The sequence below is a fragment of the Acinetobacter sp. YH12201 genome (genome assembly GCF_013418145.1).
Taxonomy (GTDB): Bacteria; Pseudomonadota; Gammaproteobacteria; order Pseudomonadales; family Moraxellaceae; genus Acinetobacter.
Genome location: NZ_VPCP01000067.1, coordinates 1 through 16,965 on the forward strand (window position 1 = coordinate 1; position 16,965 = coordinate 16,965).

The 16,965-nt window shown below is 40.6% G+C and carries 16 protein-coding genes, 4 tRNA genes and 2 pseudogenes; 8 read left to right on the forward strand and 14 right to left on the reverse strand.

Going from position 1 to position 16,965, the window contains the following annotated elements; translation table 11 throughout:
- The first annotated feature begins 314 nt into the window (after positions 1–314).
- Positions 315–1,778 (forward strand): CYTH and CHAD domain-containing protein, encoded by a 1,464-nt coding sequence (locus FTU91_RS12405; RefSeq protein ID WP_180082300.1) that lies wholly within the window; start codon positions 315–317, stop codon positions 1,776–1,778.
- 21 nt (positions 1,779–1,799) lie between these two features.
- On the opposite strand, the gene FTU91_RS12410 is transcribed toward FTU91_RS12405, so the two are convergent.
- The gene (locus tag FTU91_RS12410) at positions 1,800–2,432 is read right to left on the reverse strand and encodes a hypothetical protein (protein ID WP_180041868.1); all 633 of its coding nucleotides are present in this window, start codon (positions 2,430–2,432) and stop codon (positions 1,800–1,802) included.
- Between the two features lie 109 nt (positions 2,433–2,541).
- Here FTU91_RS12410 and FTU91_RS12415 point away from each other — a divergent pair, with 109 nt between their 5' ends.
- The gene (locus FTU91_RS12415) at positions 2,542–2,943 is read left to right on the forward strand and encodes a DUF3144 domain-containing protein (protein WP_086195539.1); all 402 of its coding nucleotides are present in this window, start codon (positions 2,542–2,544) and stop codon (positions 2,941–2,943) included.
- Between the two features lie 130 nt (positions 2,944–3,073).
- Positions 3,074–3,520: pseudogene (locus FTU91_RS12420) on the forward strand (amidohydrolase); the annotation flags it as partial.
- Between the two features lie 85 nt (positions 3,521–3,605).
- Here FTU91_RS12420 and FTU91_RS12425 read toward each other — a convergent pair.
- From FTU91_RS12425 to FTU91_RS12435, 3 genes are all read right to left on the reverse strand, one after another.
- Positions 3,606–6,374, reverse strand: coding sequence for a pitrilysin family protein (locus tag FTU91_RS12425; RefSeq protein ID WP_180041751.1), 2,769 nt, complete (start codon positions 6,372–6,374; stop codon positions 3,606–3,608).
- Positions 6,375–6,508: 134 nt separating this feature from the next.
- Positions 6,509–7,333: a PhzF family phenazine biosynthesis protein gene (locus tag FTU91_RS12430; protein WP_180082301.1), complete on the reverse strand. Its 825-nt coding sequence runs from the start codon at positions 7,331–7,333 to the stop codon at positions 6,509–6,511.
- A gap of 57 nt (positions 7,334–7,390) precedes the next feature.
- Positions 7,391–7,585 (reverse strand): hypothetical protein, encoded by a 195-nt coding sequence (locus tag FTU91_RS12435; RefSeq protein ID WP_166166588.1) that lies wholly within the window; start codon positions 7,583–7,585, stop codon positions 7,391–7,393.
- Between FTU91_RS12435 and gloB the strand changes: the two genes are divergently transcribed.
- Positions 7,580–8,311, forward strand: a complete 732-nt coding sequence (gene gloB / locus FTU91_RS12440) for a hydroxyacylglutathione hydrolase (RefSeq protein WP_180082302.1) — start codon at positions 7,580–7,582, stop codon at positions 8,309–8,311. The genes FTU91_RS12435 and gloB overlap by 6 nt on opposite strands.
- Positions 8,312–8,340: 29 nt before the next feature.
- Here the strand turns inward: gloB and FTU91_RS12445 are convergent, their stop codons facing one another.
- Entirely contained in the window at positions 8,341–8,613 is a 273-nt protein-coding gene (locus FTU91_RS12445) for a hypothetical protein (protein WP_166167792.1), read from the reverse strand.
- A 493-nt stretch (positions 8,614–9,106) separates the two neighbouring features.
- On the opposite strand from FTU91_RS12445, the gene FTU91_RS12450 reads away from it, so the two are divergent.
- The gene (locus tag FTU91_RS12450; RefSeq protein WP_086176023.1) at positions 9,107–9,310 is read left to right on the forward strand and encodes a hypothetical protein; all 204 of its coding nucleotides are present in this window, start codon (positions 9,107–9,109) and stop codon (positions 9,308–9,310) included.
- Positions 9,311–9,450: 140 nt separating this feature from the next.
- On the opposite strand, the gene FTU91_RS12455 is transcribed toward FTU91_RS12450, so the two are convergent.
- The 6 genes from FTU91_RS12455 to FTU91_RS12480 form a co-directional block, all read right to left on the reverse strand.
- Positions 9,451–9,536 (reverse strand) — tRNA-Leu (locus tag FTU91_RS12455).
- A 71-nt stretch (positions 9,537–9,607) separates the two neighbouring features.
- Positions 9,608–9,692: transfer RNA gene (locus FTU91_RS12460), tRNA-Leu, on the reverse strand.
- Between the two features lie 37 nt (positions 9,693–9,729).
- Positions 9,730–9,803: transfer RNA gene (locus FTU91_RS12465), tRNA-Trp, on the reverse strand.
- A gap of 34 nt (positions 9,804–9,837) precedes the next feature.
- Positions 9,838–9,922, reverse strand: a tRNA-Leu gene (locus FTU91_RS12470).
- Positions 9,923–10,029: 107 nt separating this feature from the next.
- On the reverse strand, positions 10,030–10,887 hold the full coding sequence (locus FTU91_RS12475) for a protein kinase (RefSeq protein ID WP_180082304.1): 858 nt from the start codon (positions 10,885–10,887) through the stop codon (positions 10,030–10,032).
- Complete coding sequence (locus FTU91_RS12480) at positions 10,847–12,358, reverse strand: DUF3336 domain-containing protein (protein WP_180041759.1); 1,512 nt, start codon at positions 12,356–12,358, stop codon at positions 10,847–10,849. Before FTU91_RS12480 ends, FTU91_RS12475 begins: the two co-directional genes overlap by 41 nt.
- Positions 12,359–12,546: 188 nt before the next feature.
- Between FTU91_RS12480 and FTU91_RS12485 the strand changes: the two genes are divergently transcribed.
- Positions 12,547–13,419, forward strand: coding sequence for an ATP-binding protein (locus FTU91_RS12485; RefSeq protein ID WP_180082306.1), 873 nt, complete (start codon positions 12,547–12,549; stop codon positions 13,417–13,419).
- 471 nt (positions 13,420–13,890) lie between these two features.
- Here the strand turns inward: FTU91_RS12485 and FTU91_RS12490 are convergent.
- A pseudogene (locus FTU91_RS12490) lies at positions 13,891–14,325 on the reverse strand (GAF domain-containing protein); the annotation flags it as partial.
- A gap of 186 nt (positions 14,326–14,511) precedes the next feature.
- Positions 14,512–15,528, reverse strand: a complete 1,017-nt coding sequence (gene tsaD / locus FTU91_RS12495; RefSeq protein WP_180082308.1) for a tRNA (adenosine(37)-N6)-threonylcarbamoyltransferase complex transferase subunit TsaD — start codon at positions 15,526–15,528, stop codon at positions 14,512–14,514.
- 146 nt (positions 15,529–15,674) lie between these two features.
- Here tsaD and rpsU point away from each other — a divergent pair, with 146 nt between their 5' ends.
- Positions 15,675–15,890, forward strand: coding sequence for a 30S ribosomal protein S21 (rpsU, locus tag FTU91_RS12500; RefSeq protein ID WP_001136722.1), 216 nt, complete (start codon positions 15,675–15,677; stop codon positions 15,888–15,890).
- A gap of 34 nt (positions 15,891–15,924) precedes the next feature.
- Positions 15,925–16,371 carry a GatB/YqeY domain-containing protein gene (locus tag FTU91_RS12505; RefSeq protein WP_180082310.1) on the forward strand — a complete coding sequence of 149 codons (447 nt, stop codon included), beginning with the start codon at positions 15,925–15,927 and terminating at the stop codon, positions 16,369–16,371.
- A 91-nt stretch (positions 16,372–16,462) separates the two neighbouring features.
- Here the strand turns inward: FTU91_RS12505 and FTU91_RS12510 are convergent, their stop codons facing one another.
- Positions 16,463–16,825 carry a hypothetical protein gene (locus tag FTU91_RS12510; protein WP_180082312.1) on the reverse strand — a complete coding sequence of 121 codons (363 nt, stop codon included), beginning with the start codon at positions 16,823–16,825 and terminating at the stop codon, positions 16,463–16,465.
- Positions 16,826–16,965: the final 140 nt, after the last annotated feature.

A 16,965-nucleotide genomic window follows, 5' to 3' on the forward strand; every position in this document is an offset into this window, starting at 1 on the left:
TTCAAATGGCTATTCTACGTTTGATTGGTTTTGGAAAAAAAGAAGAATTTAAGAAAGTGCTAGCAATTTTAAGAAAGAAAAAGCCTGATAGGACAAGGATCCTATGAAATTTGTCGTGTACAGAGAAGTAACAAATAAAGCAACAAAATTAAACCAGTAAAATCAAAGCGTATGGCATGATCTTTTAATGCACACCAATGAGTGGGGCGACATACGCTTGATCTACTTTCTGGCAAAACCCTACTCTTTTTTTGATACTGGCTTACAATGAAAGTCATGGCCCTATCGGATGATGAAGCGTCAGGAGTTTTAACATGCTTGAAGTAGAATTAAAATTTCAGATCCCCGCATCAGATCAAGAAAAGCTCTATCAGCTATTCTTGAACAAGAATGCTCGCTTGATTTCTTTATACGCAAAATACTATGACACGCCCGAACGTCATTTAGCTGAAAAAAATATTTCATTACGGCAACGTCTTGAAGACGATCACTGGATACAAACTTTAAAAGCGCCCAGCGATCATTCCTTACAACGTTTTGAACTGGAAAGCGATTTAGGCAAACTAAATGCCCCTCCGGACTTGGACCTTAAGATGTACCAGTCCGATCCGAAAGCAAAACAATTGCTGCAAAATGCTTTGGGCAAACAGGCTAAAAACCTGATTGTGCAATATGAAACAGTCGTTCAACGTCTGGTACATGTGATTCATTTTAACCGTTCAAAAATTGAAGTCAGTCTGGATCGCGGCGAAATTCGACATAATGATCAGAGCGGGTCAATTTATGAAATTGAATTTGAGCTTAAACAAGGTTCCATACAAGACCTGATCAAATTTATTCACCCCTGGGTGCAGCGATATCACTTATGGCTAGATGTGCGAAGTAAAGCTCAACGCGGCGATTTGCTGGCACGGAGTTTAAAAAATCCTGCTGCTCAATTTGCAAGCCCACTCAAGCTGAATCCACAGGACTCAACAGATCAAGCTTTAAAGCAGATCATCAATAATACCTTGCAGCACCTATTGCCGAATGCATCAACCATCACTTCCGGACAGTATGATAGCGAACATGTGCACCAGACTCGGGTTGCCATTCGCCGTTTAAGAAGTGCCTTACGTGTTTTTGAGGACTGGTCAAAAGATGTCAATCCTGACTGGCAAGAACAACTGACTCATCTGTTCCGCCAACTGGGTTCAACCCGTGATCGTGATGCCTTGAGTGAAGGACTTTTACCTCAGCTCGAACAGGCAGGTGCCCCTTTTGTTCAGCTTCCGGATACGCCTGAACAATCCGGCATTCCCATTGATGAATCATTACGTTCCCCAGATTTTGTGGAATTGATTCTTCATCTGCTGCGCTTTGTCGATCAGCCAAGTAAAGAACAGAAAAAATCCGGATTAAAAAAAGATATCGCCAAAAAACTGCAAAAAATGCATCAACAAATCTGCAAAGATGCCGATCAATTTTTACAGCTGGATATTCCATCCCGGCATCGTACCCGCAAACGGATCAAACGCTTGCGTTATTGTGTAGAATTCGTGGCTTCGCTTTATCCTGTTCAAGATGTAAAGCATTATCTCAAAGATTTAAAACCCGCCCAGGAAAGTTTGGGACAATATAACGATTTGATGGTGGCCGAAACGCTGTTTCAGGACATGGTAAAGCGTAAACAAAAACTGTGGTTTGCCTTGGGCTGGATTGCCAGTGAGAAAAAATACGTTCTACAACAGGCTCAGCAGCATTTAGACGATTATTCTAAAACCGATACTTTCTGGTAAGTAGAAAATGTAAAATTAATATTAGCGATATTTGCCAAATATTTTCCAGGTTCCATTATCCGCCAGTGGATCACTATAACTGTCATTGCGCTGTTTGCGCGGCTTGTCACGGGCATCTACCAGCTCAAAATGTGGCTCTGTACTCAGTACAATACCATTTACATAAAACCGCGTACGAGTATATTCACTTTGTCCATGCTGGAACACATAAGTGCGTAAGTCGATAAATTCGCGATGTGCCACCAAAACTGCGGTATCATCACTTTCTAACCAGGCATTCATGGCTTGAATTTGTGCAGGCTCATATTGTCCACACTTATCCACCAGGCTGGCAATACCGCGAAAGGTTTTCGACTCTTTGGCGCGGGTTTTATTAATTCGGATGCGGTCAACATGAAAATAGAACAGCGGCAGATTCAAATGGCTGGGTAAATGCACCGCATCGAGTGTTTCATCTTGCATAAAAGGCTGGAATAGATCTTGTGCTCGTTCAATTAACCCGATCCATTGCCGGTAATATTCATCGACTTCTTTTTTAGAACCATAATAAATAGGTAAGCCTTCAACATTGGCCAGATTTGCAGGCGGCCAAATATTTTGACGCAATAAGGCGATGTCACTTTTTAAACTTTGTACAGCAATGGCATCTTGCATTGGATTATCCATTTTAATGCTTAGGCTATTTTTAGATTAAGCCAAAGGTTTAGTTTCTGCAAGGCTTTGCCTATAATAAGCCATTAGATCGTTTTTGCAGGAAAAGTTCATGGTTCAAAAGATTGAAGCAACAGATGTAACCGAAGAAGAAGCGTTAAATGCTGCTTTTTTTGAACGTGCTGATGAATTTATTAAACAGGCCAACGAATTTTGCCGTGTCGAAAAAGGTTCAGCCGTGAAACCTGCTGAAATGCGCGGACAAGTCAGCGCTGCCATGTTGTTTGCTACTGCCCGTTTTAATACTTGGGTAGCTGCCAATAACTTTAAAGATGGCAATGAAATGCGTGATGCCAAAGATCAGGTGATGTCGTACATCATGCAGCAATTCCAGATGATGCTGGAAGATAACTATGACGAATATTGCGAACAGTTTGAAAACTATCTTCGCTTCCGTCGTAACGAAGAATTTCATACCAACAAGCATGATCATGACCACAATCACGATCATTAATGAAAAGCCCTACGGGGCTTTTTTTATGTGCTGAGTTTTTGGATGAAAGGTCATCCAAAGCCAAAATACCTTAGTGTATGGTGACATGACAGAGATTTACTGAACCAAAGACTGACCATACAATAGCTGGAGACAGTTTCCGGAAACCTCTATTGTACTGGACCATTTTGGCACGCCTGCCGAATTATTTGGAAAAGTCGGCTCACTTACAGGACTGACGAAAACCGCCCGGGAAAATATTTTGTTGCGCTGGCAGGAGGATATTGCCGAACTGGCAAGGTATCCAAATGTTTATATCAAGATGTCTGGCCTGTTTATACCGATATTGAGTCATCAGTTTCATAAACAAGACCGCTTAGCCAGTAAACAGGAAATCTATGATTTAGCCTTTCCACTGATTAGCCATGTGCTGCGGCACTTTGGCAGTTACCGGGTCATATTTGCCTTCAACTTCCCCATTAAGTACCTCACTGCTGAACATCATTAATGCCTTTAGTGATGTGGTAGTGGGGTCTATGATCCGAATGCACTGAAACAAGTTTTTCATCATAATGCAAAGCAGTTTTATCAGCTTTAAAAGAAACCTCCCCTAACCCCTCCTAAAAGGAGGGGAAAAGCACAACAAATATATGAATAGCAGGATAGAAAATAGCGTTTAAAAGTTATGACTTGTTTTGTGGCTTTCCATACTGGTCTGCCATAACTTCCACCAGCTGATCCAGTTTGATGTATTTCTTGATTACGGTATCCACATCTGCTTTGCTAAGTTTTTTAAAAGCCTGATCACGCTTTTCACGGAATAATAAGTCGCGATTATGTTCCAGTTGCGGTAAAAGCATCGCGTGAATACTGCGTTCATCTTCCAAAGCAGTCACCCGTTTTTTCAGAATATTGGCTTTGGCCGCTTCCAGCTCCTGTTCAGTTACCCCTTTAGTGAGTAAATCATTCAGTACCTTATGCACGGCTTGTGATACTTGCGCCGACTTTGCTGCCGTATAATTGGCTTCTATGGTGAGTGCCCCTGAATCAATCCATTCATCCAGATCCAGATTGCTGCCAAATCCATATACCAAGGCATTTTTCTCACGGAGTTCCTGGGCTAAACGTGACGACAGCTGCGAGTCAGCCAGAATATAACTAAACGCCATTAAGGCTGGCGCATCGGCATGATTCGAACCCACCGGCAAGGTCAAAATGGCCTGATAATTACCAAATTCACGTTGTTCTGATAAAGCATGGATTTTTTGTGCCTTATACGCCTGATAATCAGAACTTAAGCGTTGATAAGGCAATTGGGCTTTCCATCCAGAGAATTCTTTTTGTAGCAATTTAAGCATCGGCTGAGCCTGATAATCACCAGTAATCGCAATTTGTGCATGATGACTGATAAAGAAATCCTGATATAATTTTTTCACTTGCTCAACTGTTGCTGCTTTAAGCTGCTGTTTAGACAGCTCAGGTTCAAAATGATAGCGTAAATCTCCTGGCTGATAGGTTTCCAATAAACGGGTCATGGTCAATGCGGCAACTGTTTCAGGTTCCGTATATGGACGATCCAGGCTCGACAAGCTTTGTGACTTGATCAGGTCAAATTGCGATTGTTCAAACTTCGGTGTTTTCAGAACATCAAGCATAAATTTGAAATAATCATCAAATTTCTCTTTTTTTGCCACAATCTGAATGGTAATGCTATTTGCAGATGCTGTAGCCGTTGCTCCACCACCCGCCTCAATCGATTTGTCTGCAATATCCTGCAAACTATACTGATCTGAGCCACGCAAGAGTAAATAGGCCATTAAATCCAGTACTTCACCTTTATTAAACAAAGATTTGTCAGTACCAAAGTCAACAGAAATGGTGGCATAGGTTTTATCATCACGGGTAGAGGTCGGATACAAAGCGTATGCAATACCGTTTTTCAACGTTCCGCGCTGGATTTTCTTTTCAGTATCCACCAAATACTGCTTTGAGGTTTTGACGTATTCCGCGACTTCCTGCTTATAGGCACTGCTGTCTTTAAGCGGCTCTTCTTGCACACTGGCCTGATCTAAGGTTTTAGGTTGCTCGGCAGCCTGTTGTTGTAATGCTTTTTTCTGATCTTCCGGGGTCGGTTTAATATCTCCAGAAATGCGATGTTCTGGCACTAAAAACCGGGTCAGGGTTTGATTGACATCAGCAAGCTTCAATTGCTTCACATTATTCAAATCAGTAAAGTACTGCGACCAGTCTCCCTGATAAGCCACATAATAATCACTTAAACGCCCCCCCAAAGCGGCAGCATTACTGAGTACACTGTCTGCCTGATTCTGAATCAGATTTTTTACCCGGTTTAGTTCAGTCTCATTAAATAGCTGACTTTTTTCCACACCCGCAATAAGTTCGGATTGCACTTTCTTCTCATCATGATTCGGTGCATAAATGGCGCCCATAAAGACCAGATTAAAGTCCTGATCTAGCCAGGTAGTAGATTGAACGCCGGTACTTAAACCGGTTTCCACCATGCTTTGATAAAGATGCCCACTCGGTTGCATGGTATATAAATAAGGTGTCAGTGCCAAAGCAGATTTGATCTTTTCATTTTTGCCATTCAGGTAAATATTGAATTTAGCCAGATCACTGCCCTTTTTTACAACAAAATTTCTATGCTGAATTTTGGCTGAGTCCAGCACAGGAACTTTGGTCTGTACTGGAACCTGACGAGTTGCTATTGGACTAAACTGTTGATCAATCTGTTTTAACACAGCGGCTTTATCAAATTTACCGGAAATGATCATTACGGCATTGTTCGGCGCATACCAGGTTCGATAAAATTTATTCAGCTCATCCATTTTAATGGACTGCAATTCTTTTAAATCGCCAATCGGCAAACGTCCCAAATACTTATTGCCATAAGCCGATTTCCACATCTGGTCCATCATCACTGCAAAAGGCTGATCCATACGAACTTCACGTTCGCGTTTCACAATGGCAATTTCAGAAGGGACAAACTTTTCTTGCAGCACCAGCTTGTCCATACGTTCAGCTTCAAGATGAATCACTTGATTAATGGCATTCTGTTCAGGACGGATCACATTGGTATATTTGGTGGAATAATAATCTGTACTGGCGTTGGTCATTAAGGTGTATTGATCCAGACGGCGCTGAAATTCTTCACCTTTGATATTCTGTGTACCCTTAAATGCCAGATGTTCGAGCAAATGTGCCAAACCGCCTTTGCCCTGCGGATCATTAAGTGAACCGGTCAGATAGACCGTGTTCATAAAGACTTTATTTTCTTTATCATTTTGCGCCAGAACCACGCGAAAACCATTGTCTAATGTATATTCTTCAATCTTCTGCTCAGATTTAACCAAGATCGGTTGTGCCCAGGCAGTTGCACTAAAACCAACAAATAATAATGAGATAGTAAGTTGTTTGAACCGCATGAGCATAATTATTCCAATTTATTCAGTCATATGAATTTTTAAGCATCACATCTTAGAAAATGATCATGATGTTGAGTAGTTACTTTTTGCAAGCATTACCGTTTATTTCAATAGCTTTGTCGTTCATTTATATCCAGATGTTACAAATGTAGCTCTGCCTGCATATATAATTTTGCATAACCTGAAATTTCAATCCGTTCATTTTCAAGCAGTTCACAATATAATTTTCCCCCACGTGCAGATGCCTGATCAGCCAGAATATCTTTTTTGCCCAATTTCTCTGCCCAAAGTGGCGCAATCGCGGTATGAATTGAACCAGTAACCGGATCTTCATCAATGCCATTAGCGGGAGCAAAATAACGCGATATACAATCATAAGGCGCAGCAGCCTGAGCAGTAATGGCCAGGTCCAGAACACGCTTGGGTTGGGTTTTCTCGGCTTGATTGAGTGTCCATTGTTTGAATAATTCCAGATTGGGCTTTTCATCCCGTACATCTTGTGGATTTGCATATTCCATAATGTAGGCCTGATGATTTAAATAAACATTTTTAAATGGCTTGCTTAAAATTTGCTTTAAAACTTCAGGATAATGGGTAATTTTTTTTGCACGGCGAATCGGAAAGTTCATTTTGATTTTACCATCAGCCTCCTGGCTTACTACAAAAATACCGAGCTCTTTAACATGAAACCGAAGAGTTTTCGCAGCGGTATAATCTTTGAATAGTACAAAACTGCTGGCTAGCGTTGCATGTCCACAAAAGTTCACTTCTGTGGTTGGGGTAAACCAGCGGATTTCATAGTTTTCTGCATCAAGCATTTTTACAAAAGCAGTTTCTGCCAGATTATTTTCTAAGGCGATATTTTGCATCAAGACCTCATCCAGCCAGTATTCAGTCACAATCACTGCCGCAGGATTTCCTTTAAACAGTTCCGTTGTGAAGGCATCCACCTGATACATTTTCATATTGATCTCCCCAATTTTAGATTCAGCACTTTGTATGTTCTAAATGTAATACAGACATTATTGCTGCAAGTATTCCATAGCGTGCTTTTTAAAAACAAAAAGCTGATCGAGAAAGACTGTTTTTGTATCCGCCTGCAGATCAGCAACTTTATGTATAAATACTGGCCTATTAATTGCGATTTTCCCCTGGAAAAAACCTGGCTTTAAGGCTAGCTTATCCATATCTATATCATTGATTTCTATCTTATGCATTTTCAAGTCCATATGATTGATGTGAAAAATCAATTGCAGAACTATATCTGGTTATTAGAACATATCCCGAGTAAAGAAGTAGTTGCAGTTGACCCTACTGAAGCACATCTGGTCGAAGAATTTTGTACAGCGAAAGGTTTAAAGCTGACTCAGATCTGGCTGACACATTGGCATAAAGACCATATTGGCGGTGTGCCCGAGCTTTTACAAAATCGTCATATCCCCGTTTATGGTCCACGGGAAGAATTAAGCAAAGTTCCTTTTATCACTCATCCCCTGCAACATGAAAATCATCTTAGTTTTCATGATTTAAATATTGAGATTATTGCCGTACCTGGACATACACTGGGGCATATCGTTTATTTTATTGATGCGCTGGATGTACTTTTCTGTGGCGATACATTGTTTGCCATGGGTTGTGGCCGTGTGTTCGAAGGAACATATGAGCAAATGTACCATTCGCTGAACCGTCTGGCTGCTTTGCCAGCACGTACCAAAGTCTACTGCACCCATGAATATACACTGGCAAATGCCAAGTTTGCTTTACATGTCGAACCTGACAACCTGGCGATTCAGCAGCGCTTCGAACAGGTGGAAGCACTGCGTATGCTCGGTCAAAGTACCTTACCAAGTAGCATTGAACTGGAACTGCAAACCAATCCCTTTTTAAGGGTGGACAGCGTGGAAGAATTTCGGTACATACGACAGTTAAAAGATAACTTTTAATGGGTGTAGCATGTAGCAGCGATGACAGTTTATAAAATTTGATGGGTTTGGGTATAAGCATCGAGCTCGGCTTGCGTAACCACTTTGGTGACATGCATCTCGTCCACACGAACTAGCAGTAACCCACCTAAAGCCGGTTGATAACGACGGGCGCTGCCAAAAGGCGTATAGGACACTTTGGATTGTTCGCCGAAAAATAGCCAGTCCTCATGGCCCAGCATAACAGCAACAGGTACCTGACCTTGTTGCTGCATCTGCTGAATTTGCTTGATTACATTCTGTTCAATAGTTTCTGTGGTCATTACAATCCAGTCTTCACCTTGATCAACATTTTGCACCTGCCAGAATTCAATAAATTCTCTTGGTACAATGCCATATATTTTATCTTTTTTTTAAATATGAAGCACTGTCATTTTTGGCGGCTATTGATTTGTGAATAAAATGACATGGCTGTTCCACTTCAGTTCGGTATTCTCCCCCCAATTTATTCTTCCCCAAAACTGCTCAAAGATAAAAACATTCATGCTCTACTTAAAATTGTGTTTAAATATTTCCATTTCAAAAAATCAAGAAAATAGACTAAAATAAATAAAAATCAATAATATGTAAAATAATTCCTTGAATACAAGATTAGTTTTATCCGCAATTTAATTATTATTTACGCATTTCTTGCATAAAAAAAATACAAAATATTTATTTTATAAAAAACCTGTTCAAGCTACCCTTTAAAAAAATATCTGCATCCCTATTAATTATTTAACAGCGGTCAGTATCTAATACACAAGGAGTTCTCTCGTGAAGAAAGTTGTTAAGGCAAAAAATTTAATTGCATTTCGTATTTGGTTAGAAAAATTGGGCTATTCAGTAAAATCATTGACTGATAATCGTGGGTTTACCTTTAGCTTCAAAAAAGAATACGGTCTGGTCACATGTGATTTAGCAGGTAATGCACTTGCCATGCAACTTGGTGAAGAATTCGAAGATCATTTAAAAGCTTAAAAGACTATTGGTCATTTTGGATTAGGACAAAACAATAATAATTTTAAATCTATTTTTAAAAGCCCATTTTTTGGGCTTTTTATTTATGTTCACTTTTTACAGGCAATAAAAAAGCAAGGTCTATTTACCTTGCTTTAATATGGTGGGGATAGAGAGACTCGAACTCTCACGCCCAGAGGGCGCTGCGACCTGAACACAGTGCGTCTACCAATTCCGCCATATCCCCGTCAGGACCAGCTTAGTGCTGGATTTTTCTTACAATAAAAAAGCAAGGTAGCTTACCTTGCCTTAATATGATGGTGGGGACGGAGAGACTCGAACTCTCACACCTTGCGGCGCTGGAACCTAAATCCAGTGCGTCTACCAATTTCGCCACGTCCCCATCAGGGTACCAACTGTGTGTTGGATTTTTTAAAGCTTGGCAGAGGATCAAGGATTCGAACCTTGACGAACGGTTTTGGAGACCGTCATGCTACCATTACACCAATCCTCTGTAACCTAATTATCAAACTATGCTGATATTTAAGTGGTGGGGACGGAGAGACTCGAACTCTCACACCTTGCGGCGCTGGAACCTAAATCCAGTGCGTCTACCAATTTCGCCACGTCCCCAATGGCTGTGTATATTATAGAGATCGATTCCTGATGACAAGACCTTTTTATGAAAAATCCACTTGTTTGTTTAAATAAAAAACAAAAACCGTTTTTCTGTATTTTTCTTAAGCATTTTCAGTGACTAAGCAGCATTTTATTGTAGCAATGTCGGTAAATCTCTGCTGTTTTTGCTTGGCCAACATGCCACATAAAAGCTGTTTAAATGCTAAATAAGGTTGTGGCAGTTCAATATTTAGCTGCTGGCAATGCAAATAGGCCCAATCGTGATAATTTTTTGCACTCAGGCGCTGATTGTTCAACCATTCATACAGAATAATACCCAACGCATAAATATCCGTTTGCACGGTTTTTTCAGAACCCTGAAAAAGTTCAGGTGCCATATAGCGTGGTGTTGCCGTTAGATTTTTCGGATTGTGGATTGCATTGATTTTTTGTACCTGCTCAAAATCGATTAAACATGCGCGGTTTTGATATTTAACCAGGTGCTCATGTTTTAAATCACCATGAATCCAACCCAACTGATGCAACTGATCCACGGCATCTAAAAGCTTCAAGAATGTCTGTTTGATCTGTTGTAGTGACATCTCGGCACAATTACCAAGCAATAAGTCTGCATCGCTTAGAATCAATGCTGCACTGCCCGACATGTGTGATTCAGCCAGGCTTTTAAAATTAGAAATCATTTGAAAAGGCAATAAAAAATCAGACTGGCTGCTGGCAGAATTAGCTTGAGCTAAAAATTGCTGATAAAAAAGCAGTTCATTTCGAAACCCGTCTTCAATACTGGGGTGGCTATTTAAGCTTTGGGTTTTTAACCAATAACGTTGTTGCTGATATTCAAAGGTATATAAACAACGCCCAAAAGTTAAACTTTTGGGCTTGGTCTTTAACATTAAATGGATATTAGAAAAATCCACATCTTTAAACTGCAATAAATTCTGCGGTTTTTTTCTCTGGATCATGCTGATAACTTAAAAGCTCTAAACAGTGCTGAATGGTTTTACCTACACGGGCATGGGTTTCGATAGAAGATATTTTCGGCCAGGTTGCCCGCTCCCCTTCTCTTTGCAATAACTTGAACAAATATGGGCGTGGATTCTGGAACATGTAACTATAATGGCGCAGACTATAATCACCTACAATATTCACATCCCCATAATAACCTTGATCAATCACCCCATATCCATGATCGAGCAAACGGCGTACAGGAGGAAGCATTCCGACTCGGCCACGCGCAAAATCCATAATTCCCTTGGTAATAACTTTGCCCTGACGACGTACAATGCGCTCTGGCCAGCTCATCACATCTCGACGGTAGCGTTCTGCATCACTTTGCATGAATGGCACAATATGTGGATTCACCTGACTGGCAATGGTGTAATTTAAGTTATACAGTCGCGCCATTTTTTCTTGCGGGAAATCACTTCTTACACTGCCGTCTACCCAACGGGTATTGGACATATAAGGGGTCAATTTGCCATCGTAACGCTTACTGGTGAGCTTAACTGGTGGAAACAGGATGGGCACAGCACAGGATGCCAACACCGCACTCCAAACCAGTAAATCTGGCGAAGTATAAGTATTCATGATGCGGGCTTGTTGTGAGGTGTCATAAGGTGCTACAGCGACATTAATATGTAAACCGGAAGTTTTAAAGGCTTCTTCAAATGTCACATCACCCAAGTTTTCAATCAGGAATTTTTTCAGGTATTTTACATCGGCAAAACCACCGTTTCCCTTTAAAAGGTCACCAAATTTACGAAAGTGAAAAGCTTCGGTAAAAAAGTTTTCACCATTTAAAAGACCGGTAATATCTGAAGGTTTTGAAGTACCGAGCATGGTGGTCATGATTGCCCCGGCACTCGAACCGGATAATACTTTAGGCATTAAATCCTGTTCAAGCAGTGCTTTACATACGCCGGTATGAAACAGTCCTAAAGTTGCTCCACCTGAAAACATGATCGCAGGCTGGCCATAAGCTTTTTTACACTGCTGAAAGAACTCTATTTTTTTTTCCATAGGCAAGCAAGTACAGTTGCTCGAAGCAATGTAAGCCAGGCTTTCACTGACTTCTTCCACATAATCTTCAATAATTTTTTTAGTGCCCACATAGGTAGCATTAAAAAGCATGGGATGTGCAATATTTGCGATATCGTAGCTTAAACCTTCACGCAATATATACATGAGATCTTGGGTACGTTTTTGAAAACGGTAGCGTTTTAACCTGCTTAATCGCCCAGAAATAATTTCGGCATCAAAATAAGGTGAACAGTTATCCAATTTCCATTCTTGAGCACCGGATTCTTCATCTATTTTTAGGGCAATGCTTTTCCATTCTTCATATGTTTCAGCCGCAGCGAGCTGACTTTTTAATTTTTTTATACGGTATGCTTGATGTGGATTAATATTTGTCGTGAAATCATTAAATAACATATCTATCCCTCAAACACTTTCATTGTTATTTCCTGTCCCTGATCGGGTATCGAACATCATCTTTGTACAATCAACAAGTGATTAATCCATCATCATACCGCCTATTCAATTGGCAAACTATGGCTATTTGACATACAGTTTCCATGTAAAATGACCTTTTTCACTTTATCCGTATAAGCTGAACCATCATGGCAACAATTGATTTACCTGACAATATATTACAAGTTCTTTCGACTGTACTCCAACAGCTACAGCAAAACCTACCTGAACTGAAACAAGAAACCAACTTTGAAGCTTCGGCTTATAAGTGGCAAAATAAACAATTAAACGCCATTCAGCAGCCTAAAAAAATCTATTTGGACGATTTAAAAGGTATAGAAAAACAAAAAGAAAAAGTGATTCAAAATACCCGGCAATTTTTAAAAGGCTTGCCTGCCAACGATGTACTACTGACTGGCTCACGCGGCACAGGGAAATCCTCAATTGTACGTGCATTATTAACCGAGTATGAATCTGAAGGCTTGCGTTTAATTGAAATTGAACGTGATGATTTGGCCGATCTGCCGATGATTCAGAAATTGATTGAAAATCGCCCGGAAAAATTTATTGTCTACTGTGATGACCTGGCTTTTAACGCAGAAGATGAAAACTATCGCAGTTTAAAAAGTGTCCTGGATGGTTCATTACAATCTGGTTCAAGCAATTTTATTATTTATGCCACCAGCAACCGCCGTCATTTATTGCCTGAATTTATGCATGAAAACACGCCCGTAACGCGTATGGATGTACCGCAATATACGGAGCTGCACCCGCAAGAAGCCATTGAAGAAAAAATTTCACTGTCTGACCGTTTCGGCATGTGGCTGTCTTTTTATCCCATGGATCAAAATTTGTATCTGGAGATCGTGCAGCACTATTTAGCCAAAGCCGGTATGTCCATGACAGATGAAGTACGCGCCGAAGCCTTAAGATGGTGTCAGGCACGTGGACAGCGTTCAGGGCGTGCAGCGTATCAGTTTTCGAAGCACTGGATTGGTTCTCAGCAGTTAAAAGCCCTTTAAAAACAGAGTGATTAAGCTAGTATAAAAAGCTCCGTCATAGCGAAGCTTTTTATATTTGAGCTTATTTCTTGTCGTTCCATAATGGTTAACCAGAGCAGATCGGAAATTTCGCTACCATTACAATAAAAAGTCGCCTTAAGTATCTCCGGCTGAAAAATAGATGATGACTTTCTCATGGAATTAAAAATGAAAAATCATCACAAAAAAACGATATCCCTACACGGGCTTCCAGAGGTTTCTTAAAAAACTTTGGCGCTGTTCCTGACGATAAAAAAGCTTAAGCGGCCCGCATGGACGTGCTGAATTACCGTATAGTCCAGAAAATCAAGAAAAGGCTGCCGCTGCGCAAAGTTTCAAGCAAAATAAACAGAGGCCAAGACACATCGCAAGTATCTTGAATTAAAAGACCAATTTAATCAGCTTATTAAGAAAAACAGTTCAAAGTCATCCTAACCAATTTTATGCTTCAGAAAGGATATTACTTAATAAATTACCGAATAATTCGACTAATTCCACCTCCTGCATAATTGCATCAGATTTGATTTGCGGATCGATGGCACAAAGTGTACCAAACAAGCTGCCATCTTCATGGATGAGCGGTTGACCGATATAAGACTTAATACTGACTTGCTGGTTAATCGGTGCAGTCGCATATAATGGAATGTCTTCTGAACGCGGAGCTATTTTAGGACCTTTACCGGCAATCATGTGAAAGCAAAAAGAATCCGCCCACTGAAATACCTGTCCGGGCTGAACATCATAACCATGGTCTTCGCTTTGCAGCACAATCCAGTCTTTACCTTCTACCCTAGTAATCATCCACAAGTTAAATCCGAAGCGTGAATGGAGAAACTTTAAAACCGCTTGACCCGCCTCTTGAAAACTTCTGAAATTTATATGGTCCATGTGAACAAACCTATGATGATGATCATAAAATAAATATTTTTTTGATTTAGGCTAAAATATATTCTTAATTGAGCAAAACCGATTCTAAATATAAATGCGCATATATCAAATTATATTTTGCTGCAACCGCTTCAGCTGAGCATTAAAAAAGAGACGCTAATCGCCTCTTTTTTAATTCTTTAATATTTAAGCTTCGCTTGGATTGGTCAATTCCGTCATTGGCCAGCGTGGCGTCGTCGTCACGGACAAACCATCATGCTGACCTGCTTTTAAGCGCTGATAACCGGCAAAAGCAATCATCGCACCATTATCAGTACATAACGCGGGTTCTGCATAATAGACTTGGGCTTTAATTTTAGCCAAATCCGCTTCCAGACGTTCACGTAAGCACTTATTGGCACTTACACCACCTGCAATCACCAAACGTTTTAAACCGGTCTGTTTCAGTGTTTTTACCGATTTTTTCACCAATGTATCTACCAGCGCTTCCTGGAAGCTCGCTGCGATATCGGCTTCACGACCTTGACCTTCCACTTTTTTCAGCTGAATCGAAACAGCAGTTTTTAAACCGCTAAATGAAAAATCCAGACCTTGATGCAGCATCGGACGTGGAAAATCAAAAGCTGTGGCATCACCCTGCTCTGCAAGACGTGAAATATTCGGACCACCCGGATAAGGCAAGCCCATCATCTTCGCGACTTTATCAAAAGCTTCACCGGCAGCATCGTCGATCGATTCACCGAGCAGTTCATATTGGCCAATGCCATGGGCCGCCATGAGCTGGGTATGCCCACCAGAGACCAATAAAGCGACAAACGGAAATTCTGGCGGAGTTTTAGACAATAAGGGCGCCAACATATGACCTTCCATATGGTGAACACCAATGGCCGGTTTATTCAGCGCAAATGCCAGGGTACGCCCAAACAATGCACCGGTCATGAGTGCCCCCATCAAGCCGGGACCACGTGTATAGGCGACTGCATCAATGTCTGATTTTTTAATCTTGCTTTGTTCAAGCAACTGATTGATTAAAGGAATGAGCTTGCGCACATGATCACGTGAAGCCAGTTCCGGGACTACGCCCCCATATTCGGCATGCAGTTTAATCTGACTATATAACACCTGTCCTATTAAGCCGACTTCACTGTCATAGAGTGCTAACCCGGTTTCATCACAAGAAGTTTCCAAGCCCAGAACGATCATTAAACTGCCTTTTACCCGTATCTAAATATTGCTAAAGCTATTATAGACTTGTGGTATGAGATGTAAATGAGTAAAATACTGTCCTTCACTTGTGATCTAAGGCAATCGTGCTATAGATCTTATCCATAACTTAATGAGGATTCTTCATGCCACAAGTTAAATTGAAAGAAGGCGAACCAGTAGACGTAGCTATCCGTCGTTTCAAACGTTCATGCGAAAAAGCAGGTGTTTTAGCTGACGTTCGTAAACGTGAATTCTACGAAAAACCAACTCAAGAACGTAAACGTAAAAAAGCTGCTGCTGTTAAACGTTACCAAAAGAAATTGGCTCGCGAATCAGTTCGTACTACTCGCCTTTACTAAGATTAATTTGTGATTGACTGCTTGGACTAAATAAATGACTACTTTAAAAAACCAAATCACTGAAGTTTTGAAAGCAACTATGCGTGCTAAAGAAATGGATAAGTTGACGGTTATTCGTAGTCTGCAGGCAGCAATTAAGCAAATCGAAGTCGATGAGCGCAAAGAGCTTGACGACGTTCAAGTTCTTGCGGTCATTGAAAAACAAATTAAACAACGTAAAGAATCGGTTAAAGCCTTTGAAGGCGCTGGCCGAGATGATTTAGCTAGTAAAGAGCAAGCCGAAATTGAAGTGTTATCTCAATTTCTACCAGAAGCTATGACTGAGGAAGAGCTTGATTCTATCATTGCGCAGACAATTACTGCACAAGAAGCTACTAGCATGAAAGATATGGGTAAGGTGATGAATTCTCTGCGTCCGCTCATAGCCGGGCGCGCCGATCCTGCACAAGTTTCAGCTAAAATTAAAGCTAAACTTGGCTAACCCTAACTCCAAAATTATTCTTTATCGTTGAACTGCCTTTAAGCAAAGACAGTTCAAATGTTTCCCCTTAATTCCTCATAAATATTTTCTGTTATTTCAGATCACACTGAATATTATATTTTCTCAAAATCAGCATTTCTTTTGATGACATCACTTTATTAATGACGTCTTGCTTGGTCATGTGTCTAAATTGACGATCCAAAGACTCCCTGTTCTGATCTGCCGCCTGATATAACCGATCAATATAACTGCCCACTATTGCACAGTACTGTGTTTGTTGCTGTGGCGTAAAGCTCGTCTGTTGCGCATTTAGACTGCTAAAAAAGTTTCTGCTCTCCTGCTTGTACTGCTCAGAGATTTGATCCACTGCTGCGACATATTGCTCAACACTCGCAACCGCTACATTTGATCCTGCACACCCCAACAATATTAAGGAAAATAATATTTTTTTCATAAATTAATACATTTTAGGACTTACGCATTGACAGATTCAAAAAAGTATTAAAATGCTTTATAAAGTATCTGTGATCAGACGAATTAAACATGCTTCTACAGCAACTTGTACATTACCCATTTATATGGGCTTTCTCATGA